Source organism: Rhizobium jaguaris (assembly GCF_003627755.1).
In the GTDB taxonomy this organism is placed as follows: Bacteria; Pseudomonadota; Alphaproteobacteria; order Rhizobiales; family Rhizobiaceae; genus Rhizobium; species Rhizobium jaguaris.
Genome location: NZ_CP032694.1, coordinates 2,152,617 through 2,176,747 on the forward strand (window position 1 = coordinate 2,152,617; position 24,131 = coordinate 2,176,747).

21 protein-coding genes and 2 pseudogenes are annotated in these 24,131 nt (G+C 60.3%); 13 read left to right on the forward strand and 10 right to left on the reverse strand.

Going from position 1 to position 24,131, the window contains the following annotated elements:
• Positions 1–30: 30 nt before the first annotated feature.
• A complete protein-coding gene (locus tag CCGE525_RS10545) occupies positions 31–522 on the forward strand; it encodes a hypothetical protein (protein ID WP_120704200.1) in 492 nt (163 codons plus the stop codon).
• Positions 523–599: 77 nt separating this feature from the next.
• On the opposite strand, the gene CCGE525_RS10550 is transcribed toward CCGE525_RS10545, so the two are convergent.
• Complete coding sequence (locus CCGE525_RS10550) at positions 600–881, reverse strand: hypothetical protein (protein ID WP_120704201.1); 282 nt, start codon at positions 879–881, stop codon at positions 600–602.
• 180 nt (positions 882–1,061) lie between these two features.
• Between CCGE525_RS10550 and CCGE525_RS10555 the strand changes: the two genes are divergently transcribed.
• Genes CCGE525_RS10555 through CCGE525_RS10575 form a run of 5 tightly spaced genes read left to right on the forward strand, consistent with a single transcriptional unit; the run spans position 1,062 to position 6,552 of the window.
• Complete coding sequence (locus tag CCGE525_RS10555; RefSeq protein ID WP_120706363.1) at positions 1,062–2,954, forward strand: peptidylprolyl isomerase; 1,893 nt, start codon at positions 1,062–1,064, stop codon at positions 2,952–2,954.
• 25 nt (positions 2,955–2,979) lie between these two features.
• Positions 2,980–3,996, forward strand: a complete 1,017-nt coding sequence (gene trpD / locus CCGE525_RS10560) for an anthranilate phosphoribosyltransferase (protein ID WP_120704202.1) — start codon at positions 2,980–2,982, stop codon at positions 3,994–3,996.
• 12 nt (positions 3,997–4,008) lie between these two features.
• Positions 4,009–4,824 carry an indole-3-glycerol phosphate synthase TrpC gene (gene trpC / locus CCGE525_RS10565; protein WP_120704203.1) on the forward strand — a complete coding sequence of 272 codons (816 nt, stop codon included), beginning with the start codon at positions 4,009–4,011 and terminating at the stop codon, positions 4,822–4,824.
• A gap of 1 nt (position 4,825) precedes the next feature.
• Positions 4,826–5,320: a cyclic pyranopterin monophosphate synthase MoaC gene (gene moaC / locus CCGE525_RS10570; RefSeq protein ID WP_120704204.1), complete on the forward strand. Its 495-nt coding sequence runs from the start codon at positions 4,826–4,828 to the stop codon at positions 5,318–5,320.
• A 5-nt stretch (positions 5,321–5,325) separates the two neighbouring features.
• Positions 5,326–6,552 carry a molybdopterin molybdotransferase MoeA gene (locus CCGE525_RS10575; protein WP_120704205.1) on the forward strand — a complete coding sequence of 409 codons (1,227 nt, stop codon included), beginning with the start codon at positions 5,326–5,328 and terminating at the stop codon, positions 6,550–6,552.
• 67 nt (positions 6,553–6,619) lie between these two features.
• On the opposite strand, the gene gnd is transcribed toward CCGE525_RS10575, so the two are convergent.
• A complete protein-coding gene (gene gnd / locus CCGE525_RS10580) occupies positions 6,620–7,645 on the reverse strand; it encodes a phosphogluconate dehydrogenase (NAD(+)-dependent, decarboxylating) (RefSeq protein WP_120704206.1) in 1,026 nt (341 codons plus the stop codon).
• Positions 7,646–8,110: 465 nt separating this feature from the next.
• On the opposite strand from gnd, the pseudogene CCGE525_RS10585 reads away from it, so the two are divergent.
• From CCGE525_RS10585 to CCGE525_RS10595, 3 genes and pseudogenes are all read left to right on the forward strand, one after another.
• Positions 8,111–9,102: pseudogene (locus CCGE525_RS10585) on the forward strand (MBL fold metallo-hydrolase).
• A 24-nt stretch (positions 9,103–9,126) separates the two neighbouring features.
• A complete protein-coding gene (gene tehA, locus CCGE525_RS10590; protein ID WP_120704207.1) occupies positions 9,127–10,128 on the forward strand; it encodes a dicarboxylate transporter/tellurite-resistance protein TehA in 1,002 nt (333 codons plus the stop codon).
• Between the two features lie 35 nt (positions 10,129–10,163).
• Positions 10,164–10,535 (forward strand): VOC family protein, encoded by a 372-nt coding sequence (locus tag CCGE525_RS10595; protein WP_120704208.1) that lies wholly within the window; start codon positions 10,164–10,166, stop codon positions 10,533–10,535.
• A gap of 79 nt (positions 10,536–10,614) precedes the next feature.
• On the opposite strand, the gene CCGE525_RS10600 is transcribed toward CCGE525_RS10595, so the two are convergent.
• The gene (locus CCGE525_RS10600) at positions 10,615–11,751 is read right to left on the reverse strand and encodes a citrate synthase (RefSeq protein WP_120704209.1); all 1,137 of its coding nucleotides are present in this window, start codon (positions 11,749–11,751) and stop codon (positions 10,615–10,617) included.
• Positions 11,752–11,835: 84 nt separating this feature from the next.
• On the opposite strand from CCGE525_RS10600, the gene CCGE525_RS10605 reads away from it, so the two are divergent.
• On the forward strand, positions 11,836–12,924 hold the full coding sequence (locus tag CCGE525_RS10605; protein ID WP_120704210.1) for a citrate synthase/methylcitrate synthase: 1,089 nt from the start codon (positions 11,836–11,838) through the stop codon (positions 12,922–12,924).
• Positions 12,925–12,953: 29 nt separating this feature from the next.
• Here CCGE525_RS10605 and CCGE525_RS10610 read toward each other — a convergent pair whose 3' ends face one another.
• Entirely contained in the window at positions 12,954–13,829 is an 876-nt protein-coding gene (locus tag CCGE525_RS10610; RefSeq protein ID WP_205587447.1) for a LysR family transcriptional regulator, read from the reverse strand.
• Between the two features lie 100 nt (positions 13,830–13,929).
• Here CCGE525_RS10610 and CCGE525_RS10615 point away from each other — a divergent pair, with 100 nt between their 5' ends.
• Together CCGE525_RS10615 and CCGE525_RS10620 are read left to right on the forward strand one after the other, a co-directional pair.
• A complete protein-coding gene (locus CCGE525_RS10615; RefSeq protein ID WP_120704211.1) occupies positions 13,930–14,529 on the forward strand; it encodes a LysE family translocator in 600 nt (199 codons plus the stop codon).
• Positions 14,530–14,785: 256 nt separating this feature from the next.
• The gene (locus CCGE525_RS10620) at positions 14,786–16,684 is read left to right on the forward strand and encodes a TPR end-of-group domain-containing protein (RefSeq protein ID WP_162950151.1); all 1,899 of its coding nucleotides are present in this window, start codon (positions 14,786–14,788) and stop codon (positions 16,682–16,684) included.
• Positions 16,685–16,703: 19 nt separating this feature from the next.
• Here CCGE525_RS10620 and CCGE525_RS10625 read toward each other — a convergent pair whose 3' ends face one another.
• From CCGE525_RS10625 to CCGE525_RS10645, 5 genes and pseudogenes are all read right to left on the reverse strand, one after another.
• Complete coding sequence (locus CCGE525_RS10625) at positions 16,704–18,563, reverse strand: CHASE2 domain-containing protein (protein WP_120704213.1); 1,860 nt, start codon at positions 18,561–18,563, stop codon at positions 16,704–16,706.
• Between the two features lie 13 nt (positions 18,564–18,576).
• Positions 18,577–19,104 carry a FecR domain-containing protein gene (locus CCGE525_RS10630; RefSeq protein WP_120704214.1) on the reverse strand — a complete coding sequence of 176 codons (528 nt, stop codon included), beginning with the start codon at positions 19,102–19,104 and terminating at the stop codon, positions 18,577–18,579.
• A gap of 86 nt (positions 19,105–19,190) precedes the next feature.
• Positions 19,191–20,240 carry a HoxN/HupN/NixA family nickel/cobalt transporter gene (locus tag CCGE525_RS10635; RefSeq protein ID WP_120704215.1) on the reverse strand — a complete coding sequence of 350 codons (1,050 nt, stop codon included), beginning with the start codon at positions 20,238–20,240 and terminating at the stop codon, positions 19,191–19,193.
• A 170-nt stretch (positions 20,241–20,410) separates the two neighbouring features.
• Positions 20,411–20,844, reverse strand: a pseudogene (tnpA, locus tag CCGE525_RS10640) (IS200/IS605 family transposase).
• 156 nt (positions 20,845–21,000) lie between these two features.
• A complete protein-coding gene (locus CCGE525_RS10645) occupies positions 21,001–21,393 on the reverse strand; it encodes a rhodanese-like domain-containing protein (protein WP_120706365.1) in 393 nt (130 codons plus the stop codon).
• 65 nt (positions 21,394–21,458) lie between these two features.
• On the opposite strand from CCGE525_RS10645, the gene ftrA reads away from it, so the two are divergent.
• Entirely contained in the window at positions 21,459–22,496 is a 1,038-nt protein-coding gene (ftrA, locus tag CCGE525_RS10650) for a transcriptional regulator FtrA (RefSeq protein WP_120704216.1), read from the forward strand.
• On the opposite strand, the gene CCGE525_RS10655 is transcribed toward ftrA, so the two are convergent.
• Positions 22,459–24,087 carry a CTP synthase gene (locus CCGE525_RS10655; protein WP_120704217.1) on the reverse strand — a complete coding sequence of 543 codons (1,629 nt, stop codon included), beginning with the start codon at positions 24,085–24,087 and terminating at the stop codon, positions 22,459–22,461. The two genes, ftrA and CCGE525_RS10655, sit on opposite strands and share 38 nt — an antisense overlap.
• Positions 24,088–24,131 lie beyond the last annotated feature (44 nt).

A 24,131-nucleotide genomic window follows, 5' to 3' on the forward strand; every position in this document is an offset into this window, starting at 1 on the left:
CATCTGACCAGTTGAGCTTAGGACCGCGCCATGCCTGCAATGTCCGATATCTTGTTACGCGTCGGCCGCCTGAACTATGTCTGGACCAACACCGAAAGCCTTTTGATTTACATCATCGCGCATCTGCTGAAGGTGGAGAAGGACGCGGCCATCATCGTCTTTCTGACGCTGAACACCACGCGCGCGCGCATCGATTTGGTCGAGCGTCTGGCGAAACTGTCATCAACACCGGCAGAAGACAGCCGCGCCGTGCTGGCGCTGATGACCCGCCTGAAGCGGGAATCGAAGATGCGCAACAAATACAACCACTGCATCTATTCCTTCGACGAAAACGGCGAGATCTCCAGCACGCAGCTCATGCGTCTGGTGGAGGACGACCGTCACGTTAAATACGGTAAGGTTGAGCAACTGGATCTTCGCGAAATCGAGAGGCTGGAGAACTCGATCAAGGAGATTGTCGAGATCAGCAAGGCACTTTGGATCTTCATCCGCGCCAGCCCCAGTTTTCATGACGAGCTTTAGAGCAACTCCAGGAAAAGTGCGAAGCGGTTTTCCGTCCGGAATTGCGTAAAAACAAAGGGATAGGTCACGTCAGGCGCCTAACGGCGGCTGAGAAGGCCGACTAGGTAACCGATGCCGGCTGCGGCCGCGATCATGAAGATCGGCTCCTGGCGAACCCTTTCACGCAATTGATCGGTTAGTTCCTGCGCCTCCTCGGTGACGACGGTCTTTGCGCCCTGCCCGACCGCGGCCATGCTGCGGGAGAGTTTCGTCAGATCCTCTCGAAGGGCGGCGATCTGTGCGGTCAGATCTTCGACGGCGGTTTCAGCATGTGCCTGTGATGAGGCGGATTGGGCGGAAGCGGATTTCGTTTCGGCCATCGTCGGCTCCTCCAGTTATCTCAGCATTGAACGTCAATCCTGGGTAAAGGTTCCGGCGCCGCAGCGCCCCATAAGGTGTTTTCCTTGGTAGCTCTTCAATTCCGGTTCGGATTGTTCTAAGGAACTCCGATTACTTTGCCCGTGGGCGAAGACGGTGTTGATGACGAGGTTTGCCTTCTGATGTTCGATGTGTTGAGAAAAATCGCCCAGACCTGGGTTGCCAAGGGCTTGATGCTTATTCTGGCGGCAGCCTTTGGCATATGGGGGGTCGAACGATCGCTCATCGGCGGCAGCGGTAGCAGTACCGTCGTGACGGTCGGCGATCAGCAGATCGGTATCAACGAATTCCGGCTCGCCTATCGTCGTCAGATTCAGGCCATCAGCCAGCAACTGCGCATGCAGATCACGCCGGAGCAGGCGCGTGCCTTTGGTATCGGACAGCAGACGGTCGGCCAGCTTGTTGCCGGGGCTTCTCTCGACCAGCTTGCCAGCGATATGAATCTCGGGCTGTCCCAGGATCGCCTCGCCCAACTTATCGGCGACGATCCGGCATTCAAGGCGCTGAACGGCGCCTTCGACCGACAGAAGTTCGAGAGCTTGCTACGCAACAGCGGCATCAATCCTGACGACTACATCAAGGAACGCAGCAAGGTTGCGGTCCGTAGCCAGATCGTCGAGGCGGTCTCCAATGGCTTTACCGCGCCGAAGGTTCTGGTCGACGCCGTCAAGCAATATCATGATGAAAACCGCAGCATCGATTATCTGCTGTTGACCAACGCCAATATCGATCCGATCAAGGCGCCGGCCGAGGACGTGCTGTCGAAATGGTTCGATGGCGTCAAGTCGAAGTACCGCGCGCCTGAATACCGCAAGATCGCCTATGTGAAACTGCAGCCCGAGGATGTTGCCGATCCCTCAAGCGTGACTGACGATGCGGTTCGTGCCGAGTTCGAGAAGCGCAAGGATAGCTTCACGACGCCGGCAACGCGCACGATCGAACAGCTTACCTTTGCCAATAAGGACCTCGCCAACGCAGCCGCGGATGCGCTGAAGACCGGAACGACGTTTGATCAATTGGTCACCGATCAGGGGAAAAAGCCGGCCGACATACTGCTCGGCACCTTCACCAAGGATCAGGTTCCGGATAAGACCATCGCCGAGGCAGCTTTTGCAGTTGCCAAGGAAGGCGGCACGACCCCCGTCGTCGAAGGTTCGTTCGGTCCGGTCATTCTGCGCGTTACCAACGTGAAGGCTGAAACGGCGAAGAACTTCGACGATGTCAAGGAAGACATCCGCAAGCAGATTGCGCTGAACAATGCCGCCAGCGAAATCACCGACGTCCACGACAAGTTCGAAGACCTGCGCGGCTCCGGCGCTTCGCTGCAGGAAGCTGCGCAGCAACTGAAGCTGAAGATGGTGACCATCGATTCGATCGATGCAACCGGCCTCGACAAGAGTGGCAACGAGATCAAGGACCTGCCTGCCAAGCAGCAATTGCTGGCGGAGGTCTTCAAGGCCGAGCAGGGCAGCAATGCCGCGCCCGTGACCATCGGCAATGACGGCTACGTCTGGTACGACGTGCTGAACATCACGGCTGATCGCGATCGCCCGCTCTCCGAGGTGCATGAGAAGGCCGTCGCCGACTGGACCGCCGAGCAGCAGAAAGTCGCGCTCGCCGCCAAGGCCGCCGAACTGAAGCAGGAAGCGCAGAAGGGCAAATCGCTTGCTGACATCGCCGCGCCCCTTGGCATCGCCGTCGAAAGCAAGACTAACGTTACCCGCACGACGGACGACCCGGTTCTCGGCCGTGGCGGCGTCGCCGCAGCTTTCTCCGGCCCCGTCGACACGGTCGCCAATGCTATCGGCGCTGACGATACGACGCAGATCCTCTTGAAGGTCACCGACGTCAATGACAATCCGACCACCGACGCGCTGAACAACGGGGACCAGCAGGCAGCTCAGATCGCCAACGCCGCCGGCGACGACATTCTCGATCAGATGGTCGCCGACCTGCAGTCGAAATACAGCGTCACGGTCAACCAGAGCCTCGCCGAGCAGGCGATGTCTCGCTAGGCCCGGTCGGGAGGATCGATAGCCGATGGCTGAATTGAAACCTTTCCTCGCCAAGGTCGCCAACCGCGAGGCGCTGACGCGTGATGAAGCGCGCCAGGCATTCGATATCCTGATGTCGGGGGAAGCCACACCTTCGCAGATCGGCGCTTTCCTGATGGCGCTACGCGTGCGCGGCGAGACGGTCGATGAGATTGTCGGTGCGGTCACGACGATGCGTGCCAAGATGCTGCCCGTGGAAGCGCCGGCGGATGCGATCGATATTGTGGGCACTGGTGGCGATGGTGTCGGCACCTACAATATCTCGACGCTCGCCGCATTTATCGTGGCGGGTGCAGGCGTGCCGGTCGCAAAGCACGGCAACCGCGCTCAAAGCTCCAAGGCCGGCACGGCCGATACGCAATCCGTGCTGGGCATCAAGCTCGACATTGGTCCAGAGGTGATCGCTCGTTGCATCCGCGAGGCCGGTATCGGCTTCATGTTCGCACAGCTGCACCATGCCTCCATGCGCCATGTCGGCCCTTCGCGCGTCGAACTTGGCACGCGCACGATTTTCAATCTGTTGGGGCCGTTGTCGAACCCAGCCGGCGCGCGTCGGCAACTGCTCGGCGTCTTCGCGCCGCAATGGGTCGTGCCGCTTGCCGAGGTGCTGAAGGATTTGAATGCCGAAAGCATTTGGGTCGTGCACGGCAACGGTTTGGACGAAATCACCACGACCGGCACGACCTCGGTGGCAGCGCTTGAAAACGGCAAGATCCGCACTTTCGAGCTGACACCTGCCGATTTCGGTCTCCCACACGCCGATCTTGCTGACCTCAAGGGTGGCGATGGTGTCGCCAATGCGGCAGCGCTGCGAGCCGTGCTGAGCGGTGCGAAAAACGCCTATCGGGACATCGCGCTCGCCAATGCTGCGGCATCCCTCGTGATTGCCGGCAAGGCGGAAACGCTTCATGATGGCATGAAGCTCGCAACGCAATCGCTCGACAGCGGCGCGACCGCTGTTGCGCTGGAAAAACTGATCGCCGTCTCCAACGACGAAGGATAGGATCAGGACATCATGACCGATATCCTCCAGAAGATCGAAGCCTATAAGCGTGAAGAGATCGCCGCCGCCAAGGCCAAGGTCTCGCTTGCCGATCTCAAGGCCATGCAGGCCGGCCAGTCGGCGCCGCGCGGCTTCCATAAGGCGCTGGTTGCCAAGAAGAACGCCGGTGCCTTTGGCCTGATTGCCGAGATCAAGAAAGCGAGCCCGTCCAAAGGGCTCATTCGTCCCGATTTCGATCCGCCTGCCCTTGCCAAGGCCTACGAAGCCGGCGGTACTGCGTGCCTTTCAGTGCTGACAGATAGTCCGAGCTTTCAGGGAGCGCCGGAATTCCTGACCGCCGCCCGCGCCGCCTGTTCTTTGCCGGCATTGCGCAAGGATTTCATGTTCGAGACCTATCAGGTGCATCAGGCGCGCGCTTGGGGTGCTGATTGCATTCTCCTGATCATGGCTTCGCTCTCCGACAGCGATGCGGAGCGCCTGCAGGACGAAGCCTTCGGCCTCGGCATGGATGTGCTGGTCGAAGTGCACGACGCCGAGGAGATGGAGCGGGCATTGAAGCTGTCCTCACCGCTCATCGGCATCAACAATCGCAATCTGCGCACCTTCGAGGTCAGCCTGACGGTCAGCGAAACCCTGTCCACCATGGTTCCGGAAGGCCGGCTGCTGGTCGGCGAAAGTGGTATCTTCACCCATGCCGACTGCAAGCGTCTTGAAGCCGTGGGCATCACCACCTTCCTTGTCGGCGAGAGCCTGATGCGAAAGGACGATGTGACGGCTGCAACGCGCCTGCTGCTCACGGGCGAAACCGGCGTTCTGGCGGCCGAGTGAAATGAGCGCGGAGAAAGCCGGCCTTACCCATATCGGCGCCTCCGGCGAGGCGCATATGGTCGATGTCGGCGACAAGGCCGAGACCACCCGCATCGCCACCGCCGAAGGCCATGTGAAAATGAAGCCGGAAACACTGGCGCTGATCCGCGAAGGCAATGCCAAAAAGGGCGATGTCATCGGCACGGCCAGGCTCGCCGGTATCATGGCCGCCAAGCAGACTGCCAATCTCATCCCGCTCTGTCACCCGCTGATGCTGACGAAAGTCACGGTCGATATCGCCGAAGATGCGGCCCTGCCTGGCCTGCGCGTGACTGCCACCGCAAAGCTTACCGGCCGTACCGGCGTCGAGATGGAGGCGCTGACGGCTGTCTCTGTCGCATGCCTGACAATCTACGACATGGCCAAGGCCGCCGACCGGATGATGGAAATCGGCGGTATCAGGCTTTTGCAGAAATCCGGCGGTAAATCCGGCGATTTCCGTCACCCGGAGGTCTGATACCTATGAGCCTTTTACCCGTTACCGATGCTCAGGCGCGCCTGCTGAATAGCACAACGCCGCTCCATCGCGTCGAAAGCGTTACGCTCGACATGGCTGAAGGCCGGGTTCTGGCCAAGGATCTGACTGCACGCCTGACGCAGCCACCCTTCGATGCCTCGGCGATGGATGGCTATGCGATACGCTTCGAAGACGCCGCCGAGCCCGGTGCGCTGCTGACCGTGATCGGTGTTTCCGCCGCGGGCCGCGCTTTCGAAGGCACGGTCGGCAAAGGCGAAGCGGTGCGCATTTTCACCGGCGCGCCGGTTCCGGCGGGCGCCGATTGTGTGCTGTTGCAGGAAGATGCTGAGCGGCTGGAGGATGGCCGCATCCGCACGACCTATCCCCTGCGCAAAGGACAGCATATCCGTCCGCGCGGACAGGACTTTGCTGAAGGCGAAGTGGTGCTATCCGCAGGCACGGTGATGGATTTTTCGCGGCTGACGGTTGCGGCCGCGATGAATCAACCGACACTTGACGTTTATCGCCGCCCATTGGTGGCGATTCTTGCGACTGGTGACGAGTTGGTGGCCCCTGGCAGCGAGCCCGGCCCATCGCAGATCATCGCCTCGAATACATTCGGTATCGCGGCGCTGGCCCGCAACGCTGGCGCTCATGTGCTTGATCTCGGTATCGTGCCTGACGACAAAGAGGAAATCACCGCGGCAATCGGCCGAGCGCAGGTGGCGAAGGCCGATGTCATCGTCACACTCGGCGGTGCCTCGGTCGGCGATCATGATCTGGTGCAAGCCACCATGGTCGCAGCTGGCATGCAGCTCGATTTCTGGCGTATCGCCATGCGTCCGGGCAAGCCGCTGATGGTCGGCAGCCTCGGCGAAACGCATGTCCTCGGCCTTCCGGGAAATCCGGTCTCCAGTCTCGTCTGCGGCCTGCTGTTCCTGGAGCCGCTGATCCGCAAGCTTGCCTCGCTGCCGCCGGTAACGCGCGAAAGCACGGCGCGAACCGCCGTAGTGCTCGCCGCCAACGATCAGCGTCAGGACTACGTCCGTGCGACGCTGACGAAATCCGCAGATGGCGGGTGGGTGGCCGAGCCTTTTTCCAAGCAGGATTCCTCTATGATGAAGATCTTTTCCCGCTCGGACTGCCTCATCATTCGCCCGGTGCGAGCCCCCGAGCTTGCTGCCGGCTCGGTATGCCCGGTCCTATTGCTACGCCCGGAACTGCTTAGCTAAGCCGGATATGAAAAAAACCGGGCAGTTTTACCCGCCCGGCGTGAATTTCGTCGAATCCAAAGAGGAATTACTTCGCCGGCTTCTCGTGGTGGCCGCCGAAGCCCGCGCGCATCGCCGAAAGAACCTTGTTGGCATAGTCGTCATTGCCGCGCGAGGCGAAGCGGCCGTAGAGCGCGGCGCTGAGCACCGGCGTCGGGACACCTTCGTCGATCGCAGCCGAAATGGTCCAGCGGCCCTCGCCCGAATCCGAAACGCGGCCAGCATATTGCGAAAGGGCAGCATCGCCATGCAGTGCGTCGGCGGTGAGGTCGAGCAGCCATGAGGTGATGACGCTGCCGCGGCGCCAGACTTCGCTGATTTCGGCGATGTCGAGGTCGTATTGATAATATTGCGGATGAGACAGCGGCGCGGTTTCGGCGTCGGCTTCGGTGCTCTGCAGGCCGATATTCGCGTGACGCAGCACGTTGAAGCCTTCGGCGTAAGCGGCCATCAGGCCGTATTCGATGCCGTTATGGACCATCTTGACGAAATGGCCGGCGCCGGACGGGCCGCAATGCAGATAGCCCTGCTCGGCAGTGCTGACGCTTGCGGCCGCTTCGGCCCGCATCTTGGACGGCTCGACATCGCCGACACCAGGCGCGAGCGTCGCGAAGATCGGCGACAGATGCTGAACCGTGGCCTTTTCACCGCCGATCATCAGGCAGTATCCGCGCTGCAGGCCGAAAACGCCGCCACTGGTGCCGACGTCGACATAATGAATGCCCTTTGGCTTCAATTCTTCGGCGCGACGGATGTCGTCATGATAATAGGAGTTGCCGCCATCGATGACGATATCGCCGTCCTCGAGCAGCGGAACGATCTTGGCCAGCTCCTTGTCGACGATCGCAGCCGGCAGCATCAGCCAGACGGCGCGGGGACGGGAGAGCTTCGATACGAAATCTTCGAGCGATGTGCTACCGGTGGCGCCGAGCTGTTCAAGCGCCGAGATGCTTTCCGGACGCGCATCGAAAACGACGGCGCGGTGGCCGTCCTTCATCAGGCGCTGCACCATGTTGCTGCCCATGCGGCCGAGGCCAATCATTCCGATTTGCATATGTCAGTCTCCTAGGAGGGGTTTAATCGTTTTGAAAAGTCCATAAAGACATTTCGCAGCATTTGCCAATGAACAAATGACGGGCGAGCTATGCAGGCGCGCAGGATCGGGCAGAAAATACCGAGCTCACGCATCTGTGATATTTGCCCGTCGCCGTTCCCGCTTCGTCCTGCAACCGTCTCCCCGCAGTTGCCCGGCAAGCCGGATATCTACACCGTCCTTGATAGCACGAATCTAGCTTCGCCGGCTTGAACAGAAACGGCTATTTCAACAAAGCCATCAAAATTCAACAATCCATTGCGGTCGGCCAAGTGCATAATTCCGCCCGCACGTTCGGAGAGGCATTTCCGGCGAGCGTCTCTGTTTGCCTTCTTCGATCGCCAGGGCTCTTTCTCCAGAGCCGCCAATCCGATCCTTCGATCACAGATGTTTCAGATCACCTGAACTTTCGGAACGGACTTTATCATGCCGACCGTTACGACCAAAGACGGAACAACCAATCAGCATATCGGCCCCACGCGGCGCGGCTTCTGCCTCTGCTGCATCGCCGGTGCGACGTTTGCCGCCACCGGTGCGTGGCTGACGCCGGCGGAGGTTTTCGCCAAGGCCGGCAATATCGTCGAAATGATCCGCGGTGAAGCCGCGACGGCCCAGATCAAGACGCATAGGCTGCGCAAGGACGTCAGCGTGCTCGAAGGCTCCGGCGGCAATGTCGCTGTACTCACGGCAGTGACGGCAAGCTTTTGATCGACGCGGGCATCACTGCCTCGCGCCCGTGCATCGAAGAGGCTTTGACTGCTCTCGGTAACGAGCCGATCGTTCGCCTCATCAACACGCATTGGCATTTCGACCATACCGACGGCAATGAATGGCTGCACGGTGAAGGCGCCGCGATCATGGCGCATGTCAACACGCTGAAGCATCTCTCCGCCGCCCAGCGCGTACAGGACTGGGACTTCGATTTTCCTGCCTCGCCCGCGGGCGCTCTGCCGACCGATCTGATGAACAACGAGCGCACGGTCAAGCTGAACGATGAAACGATCGCTCTGAAGCACTACGACCCGGCTCATACGGACGGCGACATCTCAGTTTATTTCCAGGAAGCCGATATCCTGCATACCGGCGATACTTTCTGGAATGGCATCTATCCCTTTATCGACTATTCGACCGGCGGGAATATCGACGGCATGATCAAGGCCGCCGATGCCAATGTTGCCGCGACGACGAACAAGACCATCGTCATCCCGGGGCATGGACCAATAGGTGATAAGAAGCAGCTTGTCGCCTATCGTGATATGCTGAAGGCAGTACGCGACAATGTTGCCAAACTGAAGAAGAAGGGCCATTCGCTGGACGAGATCGTCGCGGCAAAACCGTCGGCGAAATTCGATGCGAAATGGGGTAAGTTCGTCATCGATCCGCGTTTCTTCACACAGCTCGTCTTTGAAGGCGTTTAACGTCACTTGCTCCAAGGAGGCACCATGACCGCTCCCCTGAAACTGCCGCTCGTTCCGGCAGCATTCTTTGGCATGGTGCTCGGTCTCTCCGGTCTCGGCAATACCTGGCGCGCGGCGACGCGCGTCTGGCATTTACCTGCGGCGATAGGCGAGACGATCACTTTTGTCTCCGTGGCTGTATGGGCGGTGCTGATCGTGCTCTACGCCCTGAAATGGGCGGCGGCTCGCGAAGAGGCGCTGAAGGAAGTGGTTCATCCCGTGCAGTGTTGCTTCGTCGGCCTTGTCGGCGTCGCCACAATGCTGGTGGCCGGAGGCTTGCTGCCCTACTCCCGCATCGGTGCTGAAACCCTGTTCATCCTTGGGGCCATCTACACGCTGGCCTTCTCGGTCTGGAGAACCGGCGGTCTCTGGCAGGGTGAGCGCGATGTCGCCGCCACGACGGCCGTGCTTTATCTGCCAAGTGTGGCCGGAAGTTTCGTGACCGCCACCGTCGCCGCCGCCCTCGGCTTTCCCGATTGGGGCCAGCTTTTCTTCGGCGCCGGATTCTTCGCCTGGCTGGCGATCGAGTCCGCTTTGCTGCACCGTCTTTTGACGGCACCGGCGTTGTCGCCGCCGCTGCGCCCAACGCTCGGCATCCAGCTTGCACCGCCGGCCGTAGGCGCGGTCGCCTATATCAGCGTCATGCCGGGACCACCCGATCTTCTCGTGCATGCCATGATCGGCTATGGCATCCTGCAGGCATTGATCATGCTGCGTCTGCTGCCGTGGATCAGCAAGGAGGGCTTCAGCCTCGCCTACTGGGCCTTCACCTTCGGCGCGACGGCGCTGGCGACCGCGGCCTTGCGTCTGATCGATCGCGGCGACACCGGTCCGGTCGCGCAACTTGCACCGATCCTCTTCATTGCCGCCAATATCGCCGTTGGGCTGATCGCGCTCGCCACGATCTGGCTGATTGCCGATCGCAAACTGACCATCGGCTGGGCGGACTTGTCACGCGGGGATACCGGCGCCGTACGACAGCGTTGACCTGCTGCTGCGTGTCGGAAGATTCAGGAGGAGATATGCTGGATCACGTTACAATTGGAGTGAGCGATGTGGAACGGTCGAAGGCCTTCTACGACGCGGCCTTGCTCCCGCTCGGAATCGAACGTCTATATGGCGAGGGGGCGATTTTTGCCGGATACGGGATCAGGCCGGGGGCCTTCTTCTGGATAGGACATCGAGACGCGTCGCAAACAGGCGTCCACGTTGCTTTCGCGACGCAAAGCAGAGCCGTCGTTGACCAGTTCTATGAAGCGGCGCTGGCGGCAGGCGGACTGGATAATGGACCTCCAGGCATCCGATCTCACTATCACCCCGACTACTACGGCGCTTTTGTTCTTGATCCCGATGGACACAACATCGAGGCTGTCTGCCGACTGGCGGCAGGTTAGATCTAGCGATAGAGCACGCGCCCGAGTTTGTTCCGGGATCTTCGCGACAAAGCTTGTCAGGCAAAGCCGTTTTCGTTGTTTACTCCACCGGCGGACCGACATAGCGCGCGCGTGGCCGAATGAGACGGCCGCTTGTGGATTGCTCCATGGCGTGCGCCAGCCACCCGACTGTGCGAGCGAGCGCGAACATGATCAACGGCGCGTCCTGTGGCAGATGGTAGGCCGATGTCATCGCCGTCAGCGCGAAATCAACGTTGACGCGTTCTCCAACCAGCTCTTCGGCTACGTTGCGGACCTCCGCGAACAAGGGCGGCAGCGTAAAGCAGGCAAGCAGCGCCTGGGCGCGTGCATCGCCGTCGGGATAGAGCGGGTGGCCGACCGCCGGTAGCGGCCGCCCTTCGGCGAGGTAACTTCGTACGGCCTCCTCCGCCCCGATCGTGGCGGCGCGGGCAATCAGCGAGCGTACGCCTTGCCACGCGCCGCCATGGAGTGGCCCGGTCAGTGTCGAAAGGCCGGAAAGCGCTGCGGCTGACAGTGTCGCACCGGCAGATGCGGTGATTCGTGCCGTGAAGGTCGAGGCATTCAGCTCGTGGTCGGCGAAGAGCACGAGAGACCGACGGATGAGATCGTCGGCATCTGGCCGGTTCCAGGCTGCCGAGAGGCGCTGATGCAGCGGTAGATGAGGCAGGCCGGGTGCCAGCGCATCGGCGACAGTGCCGAATACGCTTTCCGCTTCGGTTTGCAACGCTGGCAGCGATCGTCCAAGCGACGGCAGATCGGTTGTGGCGCGCTCGGCCAAAGCGCAAAATGCCGTCGTTAGGGCGGGTTGCCTGCTGCGGCCGCCCTGCCCTTCCAGCCGCCGCAGCGGTCGCTTCATGTCCCACAGGAGCAGCGCGATTTCCTCCAACGTCGCGTGGTCGGCAAGCTTCACTGCATCTTGCCCGCGATAAAACAGCCGTCCTGCTGCGACAGTTGACAGCGCCGACGGTAGCACCGGATCACCCCATTGGATGGCATCGGCCGCCACCGCCTCGGTTTTTCGGCGTCCCGCATGGCGCGCTGCCAGCCGCTTGACGTCATCGGTGAAATAAAGGCTCCGCCGCGTATCGGTCGGATCGGGTTTCGCACGGATGCGGCCACGGCTGACATTGGCGTACAGCGTCTGCGATTTGGTGCCCAGCAGGTTCAGCGCCTGCGCTGCCGTCAGCCAGCTCATGGTCTCTCACATTGATCAATTGCATCAAGATTGACGTCAATAAAAATAGGACTCATCTAAGCGCATAGTCAAAGGAGAATGACGATGAAAAGTGGTCTCGAAGATATTGTTGCTGCCGAAACCAAGCTTTCCGACGTGGATGGCACCGCTGGCCGCCTGATCATTCGCGGTGTGTCGCTGGATGATCTGGTGGCGACCAGCCGCTTCGAGGATGTCGCCGCGCTGCTGCTGGACGGCCTGTTCGAGGAGCATTCCGATGCCGCAAGCATCAGGGCGCAATTGGGTGTCGCGCGCGTAGAGTTGTTCACACATGTCAAAGCGGCAGATGCAGTTTTGCTGGCTCTGCCGCCTGTGGAGGCCATGCGGGCGCTTTTGGCTCGTATCGAAGACGGCGAGAATTTTGCTACCGCCATCCGTTTGATGGCTGCGCCAGCGGTGTTCCTGCCTGCCCTGTTGCGCCTTCAGAAAGGTGAAAAGCCGATCAAGCCGGATGCTTCCCTCTCCCAATCCGCCGACATCCTGCGCATGCTGACCGGCAAGGCTCCGACGCCGCAGCAGACGGCTGGCCTCGACGCCTATCTGGTGACGATCTCGGATCACGGGCTGAATGCGTCCACCTTCGCCTCCCGCGTCATCGCCTCAACCCATGCCGGCCTGACCTCGTCGGTACTGGCGGCGATCAGCGCCTTGAAGGGACCGCTGCATGGCGGTGCGCCCGGCCCAGTGCTCGATATGCTGGATGCGGTCGGCGAGCCGGCCAATGCGCGCGCGTGGCTGTCGCAGGCACTTGACCACGGCGAACGGCTGATGGGTTTCGGCCACCGCATCTATCGCGTCCGCGATCCGCGTGCCGATGCGCTGAAGATGGCACTGCGGCCGATCTTCGAGAGCGGTCAGGCAGATGCTGGCCGCATCGCGCTTGCCGAAGCGATCGAGGCCGCGGCATTAGCGTTGTTGAAGGAACGCAAACCGGACCGTCCGCTCGAAACCAATGTCGAATATTATACCGCCCTGCTGCTCGACGCCCTCGGTTTCCCGCGCAACGCCTTTACCGGCGTCTTCGCGATCGGCCGCACGGTGGGCTGGATTGCGCATGCGCGCGAACAGATGCTCGATGGCCGCCTGATCCGTCCGCAGTCGCGCTATGTCGGACCGTTGCCAAAGGCCGCCTAGTGAAAGCGGGTCGCAAGGTAGATTGATCTTTAAGCGGCTGCGATCTGTCGCGGCCGCATCAGCCCTTCGCGGATATGGCGGGCAAGTTCGGTTGCCGGTGGTGTCGCTTCGCTTTTCGACAAATAGAGATTGACGGAAAAGATGGGCAAGTCAGGCAGGCCGTCGCCCGCCCCGAGGATGTCGAGGTCGGCAGGGACAGTGGAGGCAAGCCAGGTGGTGATCGCGAGGTCGGTGCGAACCGTCGCCGTCGTCGCCTCGATATTGCCGTTCTCGAACACGGTGCGCCAGCGCCGCCCGTCATCGCGCAGCGCCGCGAAGACCGATGGCCGGAAGGCGCAGGTATCGGCCACCATCGAAATCGGCAACGGACTCTTGCGGTAGGCGCTGCCCGCTTTTGCACCCACCCAAACCAGCCGGTCGACAGTCAGGCATTCGCCCTTGGACGTGCCGAGCGGCTCCTCGATGATGCCGAGATCGATCGCGCCATTGTCGAGCGCCTGCATCAACTCGGGCGATGAGCCGCAGACTAGGGAAATCTCAACCTGCGGATGACGTTCGGCATAGGCCTTTAGAACCGGCGCCAGAACCGTCCCGACAAGATCATGGGGCACGCCGAGCCGCACGCTGCCTTCGACAATGGTTTCTGTCATGTCGGCCCAGATGTCGTCATTGAGTATCAACATCCGGCGGGCATTGCCGAGCAGCCGTTCGCCCGCATCCGTCAGCCGCAATCCGCGATTTTCCCGTTCGAACAGGGTACAGCCGAGCATGTCTTCCAGCCGCTTGATCTGCTGGCTCACGGCACTCTGCGTCATGTGCAGCATATTGGCGGCAACCGTCATGCTGCCGTGATCGGCCACGGCGGTAAAAGTTCTGATGAGAGCGATATCGAAGTTTCGAGCCATTTCTCTATAATAAACGCTAATGCATCGGTCCTTCAACATTCATTTTTCTGATGGCGGCTATTCGCCTATGTCTTCACGGAAAAATGAAGGCTGGCACTGCATGACTATCGAAGCCCTTTTGCCCCTGATCCTTTTTGCTTTCGTCTCGACCATCACGCCGGGCGCTGCAACAACGCTCGCCACGGCCTCTGGTGCACATTTCGGTTTTTGCCGGTCGATACCCGTGATCACTGGCTGCGCCATTGGTCTTGGTTCCGTCGCTTGCGCGGCGGCGGCCGGGCTTGGCAGCCTCCTGATGGCTCTGCCCGCACTGCAGATCGCGATGAAAGTGCTTGGCTCACTCTACCTCACTTGGCTAGCCATACGCATCGGCCGAAGTGGCCCGCCACGTCTGGATGGCGAAATGGCGAAGCCGACTAGCTTTGCGGCCGGTGTCTGGATGCTTTGGTACAATCCCAAGGGCTGGGCCATGACGATCGGCGCAGCCGCCTCGTTCGCCGCTTTGGCGACGGGCCCGGCGACTCTCGCCATTCTACTCGGCCTGACCTTTTGCCTCGTCGCCGCATTTTCGCTGGCTATTTGGTGCGCCCTTGGGCAATTGCTCGGGCGGCTGCTGAAAACGGCGTGGCAATGGCGCGCACTCAATTTTTTTCTCGCCTGCCTGCTGATCATTTCCATTGTTCCGATGTGGCGTGGATAAAGTCAAAAATGGCGAAAATGCTCATAATGTGTGGGATTTTGCGCAGTTTGGGCTAGTGAAAATAGTGGAATTATAGCCCTTACTACGAAGTGACTAGCCAGAAAGACCTCTCGCTTCCGACCCCCAATCGGTGTTATTTGCCGCGCCCAAAATCGTTTTCCAACTGCCATGGTGCAATATGGAACGCTACGCACGACATTGTGACAATATCGGCGTAAACTGTAGCCTTAGACCACAGGATGTATTCGGGGGGCACTTGGAGCGCCGACTGACTGCCATTCTTGCTGTCGACATCGTGGGCTACAGCCGCTTGATGGGAACGGACGAGGCCGGCACGCTGGCAGCGGTGAGGCAGCATCGTGCCGAAGTTCTGGACCCGAGGATCACCGAACATAAAGGGCGCATCGTCAAGCACACCGGTGACGGCATGCTGGTCGAATTTTCGAGCGTGGTGAACGCGGTTGCCTGCGCCACCGAAATCCAGCGCGATATGCTGACGCGGAACGAGGATGTACAGCAGGAGCGCCGCATCGAATTGCGCATCGGCATCAACCTCGGCGACGTCATTGTCGAGGACGGCGATATCTTTGGTGAAGGCGTCAATCTAGCGGCCCGCCTCGAAGCCATTGCCGAGCCGGGTGGTATAGCCGTATCCGCTTCGGTGCGCGATCATGTCGGCTCCCGTCTCGGTGTTTCCTTCGAGGATCGTGGCGAGCATTCCCTCAAGAACATCGCCCATACCGTCCGCGTCTATACGGTGTCTCTCAATGCGCCGACGACCTCGTCGGTCGTCGCTCTGCCTGCGCGGGATGGCCGCAAGCGGCTGGTGGCCGTGCTGCCCTTCGTCAACATGAGCGACGACCAAGAGCAGGAGTATTTCTCCGACGGGATTACCGAGGATCTCATCACTGATCTCTCGCAGATCTCGGACCTCAACGTTGTCGCCCGCAATACTGTCTTCACCTACAAGGGCAAGTCGGTGAAAGTGAAGCAGATTGCACAGGAGCTCGGCGCGGATTTCGTTCTGCAAGGCAGCGTCCGTAAGGCCGCCCAGCGTGTGCGCATCACCGGTCAGCTTATCGACGCCCGCAACGGCGCGCATCTCTGGGCCGGCCGCTTCGATCGCGACCTGACCGATATTTTCACCATCCAGGACGAGATCACCCATGCGATCGTCGATCAACTGAAGATCAAGCTGCAGCCGGAGGAAAAGAAGGCGATCGAGAGCGAGCCGACCGCCAATATCGAAGCCTATACCTATTACCTTCGAGGCCGGCAGTTCTCACACGCGTGGACGCGGTCCTACTTGCTATTGGCGAGGCGAATGTTCCTGAAGGCCGTCGAGCTGGATCCGGATTACGCCCGTGCCTATGCCGGTATCGCCGATTGCGACTCGGCGTTGAGGGACTGGAGCCCGCGTGAATACCCGCTGGAAAGCATCATGGCGATGAGCGCCAAGGCTTTGGAACTCGATCCTGATTTGGCCGAGGCCTATGCTTCGCATGGTCTGGCTCTGCATCAGAGCGGCCTGAACGAAGCAGCAACCGCCGCCTTCGCCCGAGCCATGGCGCTGCAGCCAAATCTCTACGAGGCGAATTTCCACTATGGCCGCTTTCTGTTCATGCATGGCCGGTTCGAGGAGGCAGTGCACTATTTCGAGCGTGCGGCCACCATTCGCACCGACGACTATTTGTCGCCCGTGCATTTGATCAGCGCGTTCCGCTCGCTCGGGAAGACGGAAGAGCTGGAGCACTGGGCGAGAATCGGCATCGAACGTGCCGAGCGGGCGCTAGATCTCAACCCGGAAAATTCCGGCCCCGCCCATCGCGGCGCTATCGCCCTTGCGCATCTTGGCGAGGCCGCACGTGCCAGGGAATGGGCGGCGCGTGCCCTCACGATCGATCCGGACGACATCTGTGCCCAATACAATGTTGCCTGCGCCTATGCCGTGCTCGGCGATCACGACGCGGCGTTGGATCTGCTGGAGAGATTGCTGCCGCTGAGTTCGGCCTACCAGGTGCTCTGGTTCAGCAATGATTCCGATCTGGATTCGCTGCGCGACTCGCCGCGTTTCCAGAAAATGTTCGAGGTGTTTGAGCAGAAGCACGCCCTGGAGGAACAGAGAGTAGCCAACGAAGATAAAGCGCTTTGTTAATGCGTTCTGTTTTTCGGAGTCATGACTGGCTGCGCCACAGCCAGACGGCCAGCGAACCGGTGCGACCGCGCAAATTTGCCTCGATCGGACCATCGAGCCTGCCTTCCAGATATGGCTCGCTGTCGGGTCCGGCCGATAGCAGCAGGTCGTTGCTAATGGCGATCTCGGCATTATTGCGGGCGGCCACCTCCATCAAGCGACTGGCGACATTGACGGTGTCGCCCGTTGCGGTGATCTGCTGACGGCCTCTGCCGCCGAGCCTCGAGGCGACGACGGTGCCGAAGTGCGCGCCGATCTTGAAGCCGATGCGAGAGGCGATCGCTTCCGGCAGCGCTCCAAGCCACCCTCTCATCCGGTCTGCAAGGCGAATGCAACAGCGTGCCGCATTGGCAGGGTCGTCCCGTTTCGGGTGCGGCAGGCCGAAGAGAATCATCGCACCGTCACCCATGAAGCTGGTGATGGCGCCGCCACAGGCTGTCACTTCTTCGTCGACAAGATCATAAAAGCCGTTCAGCAGCTCGCGTACCGCCGTTGGACCGATCGCCTCGCTGAGGCCGGTGAAGCCGTTGAGATCGATGAAGACAACAGCCGCCTCCTGCCGCACCGGCTCTGCCAGAAAGCCGGGATCGCGGGCAAGATATTCGGCAAGACCCGGCGCCTGGATACGCTGCAGGAGTTCGCTCTGCTGCGCAAAATGGCTGGCCTGTTTGCGGCCGAGCCAAAGCTGCGCGGCGCCGAACAGCAACGCCGGCGGCATGGCCGCCGCGATCGGCACGGCGGCACTCAGCCAGATACCATGTTTGAAGGCGCTGAGGTTGATCGACAGCCAGGCAAGGATGACGCAGAGCGCCATGATCAGGCCGATGGTGTTGCGCCGCCAGGTAAGCAGGCTAACGAGAACGAACGGCAGGCCTATGGCAAAGCCGAGGTCGATGAGGCGCACGCGGTGGTCGCGGATCAACCCGTCGCCAGCAATCAAATGGGTAATCGATGTGGAGATAACTTCCACGCCCGGCAACACTGGATCGAAGGGTGTCGGAAAGACATCGCCACCGCCGGTAACGGTGGCGCCGATGATGACGACATGGTCCTTGATAGCCTCCTCCGGCAATTGCCCGTTCAACGCCGCATTGGCGCCGATGGTGCGGATCGTGCCGCGCGGACCGTAGAACGATAGCGGCATGAGATAACCGGTATCGGTATGCACCGAACGGTCGCCGAGCTTGATATGGTCGGAGATGACGGTTGTACGTTCACCTGTCGCCACCGAGACGAGGCGCAGCGAGAAGGATGGCTCGATCCGCTCGCCACTTCGAAACAGCATGGGCACGAAGCGAGGCGTCCCGGTCTTGTCTGTCTGGACATTGACGACGCCATAGGTCGCGGCTTCCGCGAACCGCTGCTGTGGTTCCAGGAATTGCAGGGCGCTGGGTACGCGCGCAAGAGGCTCGTTGCTGTCCTCGGCAACACGCTGGCGGCTTTCGGGGAAGACGCCGGCGGCGGCGAGCACGGCATTGGTCCGCTTCAGTGATTGCGCCAGCGCCGCGTCGTCCGCCTCCGTGCCGGGATCGACCAAAAGCATGTCGAGCCCGATGGCTTTCGGCTTCTGTGCGGCGATAGCATCGACGATCTTCGCAAGAGTGGCGCGCGGCAAAGGATAGTGGCCGGCCTGACGCGAAGTCTCATCGTCGACGGCGACGATGGTAACGACATCGGGTGGTTGCCGGCTACCGACGAGCACATTCCTGAGATTGGTCAGCGTCGCTTCGGCACCGTCGATAACCGGAATGTCGCCCCGCAGATTGGCGATGCCGAGGCCTGCACCCCAGACGGCAGTCAAGACGAGCGCAATCAGCGTGTGCAGCGGTGGTCTGCGCATGACAGTCAGGATCTCACTGGCCGAGGCGGCCCATCAACGCGTTTATACGTGGCTGTCCCCAATTGGTGATATGCAGAGAGCTGTGGCCGCGATCAACGTCGACGCCCTGCCCTTGTCCAAGCGTAACGCCCTGCCCGGTCGAAATCTTGTTGACGGCGACACGGCCTCGCAGCACCAGCACTGATGTCTTGCCGCGTTGTGCATCGACTGCCCATCGCGTGCCGCGCACGGCAGCGATCGCTTGCGGCGTTATCACTTCGAACCCTCCTCGTATGTGGCTGCTATCGACATCGACCAGCGCCGCCCTACTATTGAGCACGATGGCATCCACGCGGCCATCGCGATTGCGGTCCGTGAACTGGTAACTTGCTCCGCGTTCAATGGTGATACTGAGGCCCGGTTCGCAATTCAGGGTCTGGCGCTGAGTGCTGACCGCCGGCCGCAGCGAACAACCTGTGGTCTGTGCCAGGGCTGAATCGGCCCCGACAGCGCACAGAACGACGACGACGGCAGCGCCGAGAAACCCGGTAGTCTGGATCATGATTGTGCCCCCTCATCGAATATAACTGTGGCCACGGGCGATAAATTCCAGCCGCAGCTATATAAATCTATGAAAACGATGATGCGTCAGGAGCGGTTGATCTGCAAGCTGTCGTAACCCTTGGCTTTGTAGAGGATGGTCGAAACCAGCCAGCTCAGCAGGAAGATACCGACAACGGCAAAGCCGAAATTGGCGAGATTGTCATTGAGATCGCCGATGAAGCTCCAGACGCCGCCTTCGAGGCCGAGCTTGTCCGAGATCAGCCCTAGCGCCTCGATACCGCCGATGAAGACGGCAACGACGACCGAAGCCGCGGTAATTGTCAGATTGTACCAGAGCTTGCGCACCGGTTTGACGAAAGCCCAGCCGTAGGCGCCGGTCATCAATATACTGTCGCTGGTGTCCATCAGCGACATGCCGGCGGTGAAGAGCACCGGGAAGACGAGGATCGTCCAGAAGGAGATGCCTTGCGCTGCCTGGGCTGCCGAAATGCCGAGCAAGCCGATCTCCGTCGCCGTATCGAAACCGAGACCGAAGAGAAAACCGATCGGATACATATGCCAGGACCGCGTTACGACCCGGAACATCGGCTGGAAGACGCGCGCCAGGAAACCGCCGCCCGCCAGCAAGGCGTCGAGGTCTTCGTCGACAAGCCTTTTGCCTCTTCGCGCGCGGTTGAAGGCTGACCATACGCCCTTGAGCACGAACAGGTTGGCAATGCCGATGAGAAGCAGGAAGGCGGCAGAGACCGCCGTACCGATCACACCTCCGATATCATGGAATGTGTCGAGCCGGCTTTGCATTGCTGCTGCTGTCGCGGCAATCACGATCGATCCGAGCACGACGATGGTCGAGTGACCCAACGAGAAGAAGAAACCAACAGAATAGGGCTGCTTCCTCTCCTGCATCAGCTTGCGCACCACATTGTCGATCGCCGCAATGTGGTCGGCATCAAATGCGTGCCTCAAGCCGAACATATAGGCGAGAAACGCGGTACCCAATAGCGACGGCCTGTCGGCAAATGCGGTCCATGCCCAAGTCCAGGCAGCAATGTTGAACGCAATCAGAACAATATAGGTGACGGCAATCTTGGTCTTCGACCGTTCTATCCGGTCGTCAAATGGATTGAGCATCATCTGTTTGTTCCCATTATGCTGACCGGCAAAGTGCCATGGAAACGGGGACCGCGCGACTGTTAAATGACGTAGTCGCGGAGCCGTTGTATCGTGGAAAAAGTCATAACCTCCACCAAAGGTGGAGGTTTGAAACGCTGCGCTTGAACCGCTAGAAGCGGTTTTGTTAGCGCTTAGTAGCTACGATTGAAGAGGTCGGCAAAGTCGGAAGCTTTGTCGGCCTTTTCCTGATTACGGATATATTGTCTGACGACCTGCTCGTTGTAGCCCGTCGTCGATACGAAATACCCGCGCGCCCAAAAGTGATAACCCTTGTAGCGGCGCTTGCGCGCATATTTGTTGGCAACGTAAAGGGCTGTCTTGCCCTTCAAAAGCCGACAATATGCGCAACCGAGTATTTCGGCGGGATCGATATCAACATATGCACATGGTCGGGCATCAAATGACCCTCTTCGATCTGGCAGCCTTTCTGCTGTGCCAGCCGACGTAAGAGTTCTCCCAACTCACGCCGTACGTCCCCGTAGAGTCTTTTCGTTCGGTATTTGCTGCCAAAAACAACGTGATACTTGCAGTCCCACGTCGCATGCGAGAGCGTTTGCTCATCCATAGAACCTCCTTGTTCGAAGTCTGGGCCGCGCCAGCGGTTCAAGCAGGAGGTCTCTCAACTACCGTGTAGAACTCGTCCAGTCCTCCACCATAGGTGGAGGTTTATTTATGGGTATAAGAAAAACCCGACGTATGCCGGGTTTGTCTTGTCGATTTGTCAGCCTACTTCGAACGGCTTGCCCTCATCCGCCCAGCCGGTGATGCCGCCGATCATCACTTTTACGCGCTTGCCGAGTGTGCCCAGGCGCAGCGCCGCCTTGTCAGTGCCATTGCAATGTGGTCCGGCGCAATAAACGACAAACAGCGTGTCTTCAGGCCACTCCGCCATCTTCCGGGCGGTCATCTTACCATGCGGCAGATTGATCGCGCCGGGGATATGCTGCTCCTGGAACATGGCTGGCCCGCGGACGTCAAGCAGTACGAAATCCGCATTGCCAGATGTTATGGCCTGATACACGTCGGAGCAATCAGTTTCGAAGGCAAGCCTCCGGGCATAGTGTTCGGCGACGAGGTTCGGGGCTGCTGCGGGGATTTCGCTGACTAGGGACATGGAACGCTCCTTCTTTGGTTCGATGCATTGATGCCTGAGCGGCCCCGCGGTTGAAATTGGCCGAAATGCCATATAGCGTCAATATCATGCCAAACGCTGATAGCCCCAAACTTCTCGGCCCGCATGTCGTCACCCTCGTCTATGACGGACTGTGCACGTTCGAATTCGGCGTTGCCTACGAAATCTTCGGCCTTCCGCGCCCGGAGATGGGTGATGACTGGTACCGCTTTTCCGCTTGCGCGATCGAGGATGGCCCGCTGCGCGCCGCCGGCGGACTCACGGTGCAGGTCGATCACGGACTTGAGGCTATTGCGGATGCGGATTTGATCGTCGTGCCAGGCTGGCGTGGCATCGGGACGCCGGTCCCTGCCCCGCTAGTCGCCGAGCTGCAGGCGGCCAGCCGCCGTGGCGTTCGCGTCATGTCGCTATGTTCCGGCGTGGCGGTCCTCGCTGCGGCAGGATTGCTCGCAGGCCGAAAGGCGACGACACATTGGCGCTATGTCGATTCCATTGCTGCGCGCTACCCGGACATCACCGTCGATGCCGATGTTCTTTATGTCGATGAAGATGGCGTGCTGACCGCCGCCGGAAGTGCGGCCGCTATTGATCTTTGCCTCCATGTCGTGCGCCGGGATTTCGGACCTGATATCGCCAACAGTGTTGCCCGCCGTCTCGTGGTGCCGCCTCATCGCGAAGGCGGCCAGGCGCAATATATCGAAACCCCGGTTCTCAGGCAGCGCGAGGGCGCCCGGCTAGGTCCGTTGCTTGAATGGATGCGCGAGCGATTGCACGAAGAGCAGCCCATTGCCGCGCTTGCGGCGCGGGCCGGCATGAGCGTACGCACCTTCCAACGCCGTTTCGAGGCGACCACCGGAATGGCGCCGGGCGAATGGCTGTTGAGCGAGCGGCTGCGGCGTGCCCGAGACCTGCTCGAAAAGCAGACCGCCATTTCGCTGGACGATGTAGCGGTGGCGAGCGGATTTGGATCACTCGCCACCATGCGCCATCATTTTCGGGAGAGGCTTGCGGTCAGTCCCAGCGACTATCGCAAGCGATTTGCCGCCCTTAGACCAGTCGGCTCTGCTCCGTCGCCGCTTCGATGAAGCTCGAGAACAGCGGATGCGGTTCGAGCGGGCGGGACTTCAATTCCGGATGATACTGGACACCGATGAACCACGGATGATCCGCATATTCGATCGTTTCCGGAAGCACGCCGTCCGGCGACATGCCGGAGAAGACGAGGCCGCAATCTTCCAGCCGTTCCTTGTAGTCAATGTTGACTTCATAGCGGTGGCGATGGCGCTCGGAAATGTCGGTAGAGCCGTAAATTTCGGAGATCTTCGTGCCCTTTTTCAGCGCAGCTTTATAGGCGCCAAGACGCATCGTGCCGCCGAGATCGCCGGATTCCGTGCGCTTTTGCAGTTCGTTGCCTTTCAGCCATTCCGTCATGAGGCCGACAACCGGCTCCTTAGTCGGACCGAATTCGGTAGAGGACGCGTGATCGACGCCGGCGAGATTGCGGGCAGCTTCGATGACAGCCATCTGCATGCCGAAACAGATACCGAAATAAGGCACCTTGCGCTCGCGGGCGAAGCGGGCCGCATGAATCTTGCCCTCGGAGCCTCGTTCGCCAAAGCCGCCGGGCACGAGAATGCCGTGTACCTTTTCGAGATAGGGTGCCGGATCTTCCTTTTCGAAGACCTCCGACTCGATCCATTCGAGCTTGACTTTGACGCGGTTGGCGATGCCGCCATGGTGCAGCGCTTCGATCAGCGATTTATACGCATCCTTGAGGCCGGTATATTTGCCGACGATGGCAATGGTCACCTCGCCTTCCGGCGTGCGGATGCGGTTGCAGACTTCTTCCCACTGTTCGAGCCGCGGCTTCGGCGCCGGCTCGATGCCGAAAGCGGCCAGCACCTCATTGTCGAGGCCTTCCTTGTGGTAGGCCATCGGCACGTCGTAGATGTTGGCGACGTCGAGCGCCTGGATGACGGCGGACGGACGGACGTTGCAGAACAGTGAAAGCTTGCGGCGCTCGGCCTCGGGAATTTCCCGATCGGCGCGCACCAGCAGGATGTCGGGATGAATGCCGAGCGCCTGCAGTTCCTTGACGGAATGCTGCGTCGGCTTGGTCTTCAATTCGCCGGCGGCCGGAATATAGGGCATCAGCGTCAGGTGAACGTAGATGGCCGAGCCGCGTGGCAGATCGTTGCCGAGCTGGCGGATCGCCTCCATGAAAGGCATGGCTTCGATATCGCCGACCGTGCCGCCGATCTCGCAGATGACGAAATCATAGTCGTCATTGCCCTCGGTCACGAAATCCTTGATCTCATTGGTGACGTGCGGAATGACTTGAACGGTGGCGCCGAGATAGTCGCCGCGGCGCTCCTTGTCGATGATGTTCTTGTAGATACGACCCGTGGTGATGTTGTCCGTCTTGGTCGCCGAACGGCCGGTGAAGCGTTCGTAGTGGCCGAGATCGAGGTCGGTTTCCGCGCCGTCGTCGGTCACGAACACTTCGCCGTGCTGGGTCGGGCTCATCGTGCCCGGGTCCACGTTCAGATAGGGGTCGAGTTTGCGCAGGCGGACCCGATAACCACGGGCCTGCAACAACGCTCCGAGAGCCGCGGCCGCAATTCCTTTTCCGAGGGAAGAAACCACGCCGCCAGTGATGAATACATATCGCGCCATGGGAGTCACCGGATACCTTTTCACAAATGATTCCGCTAGCCCTA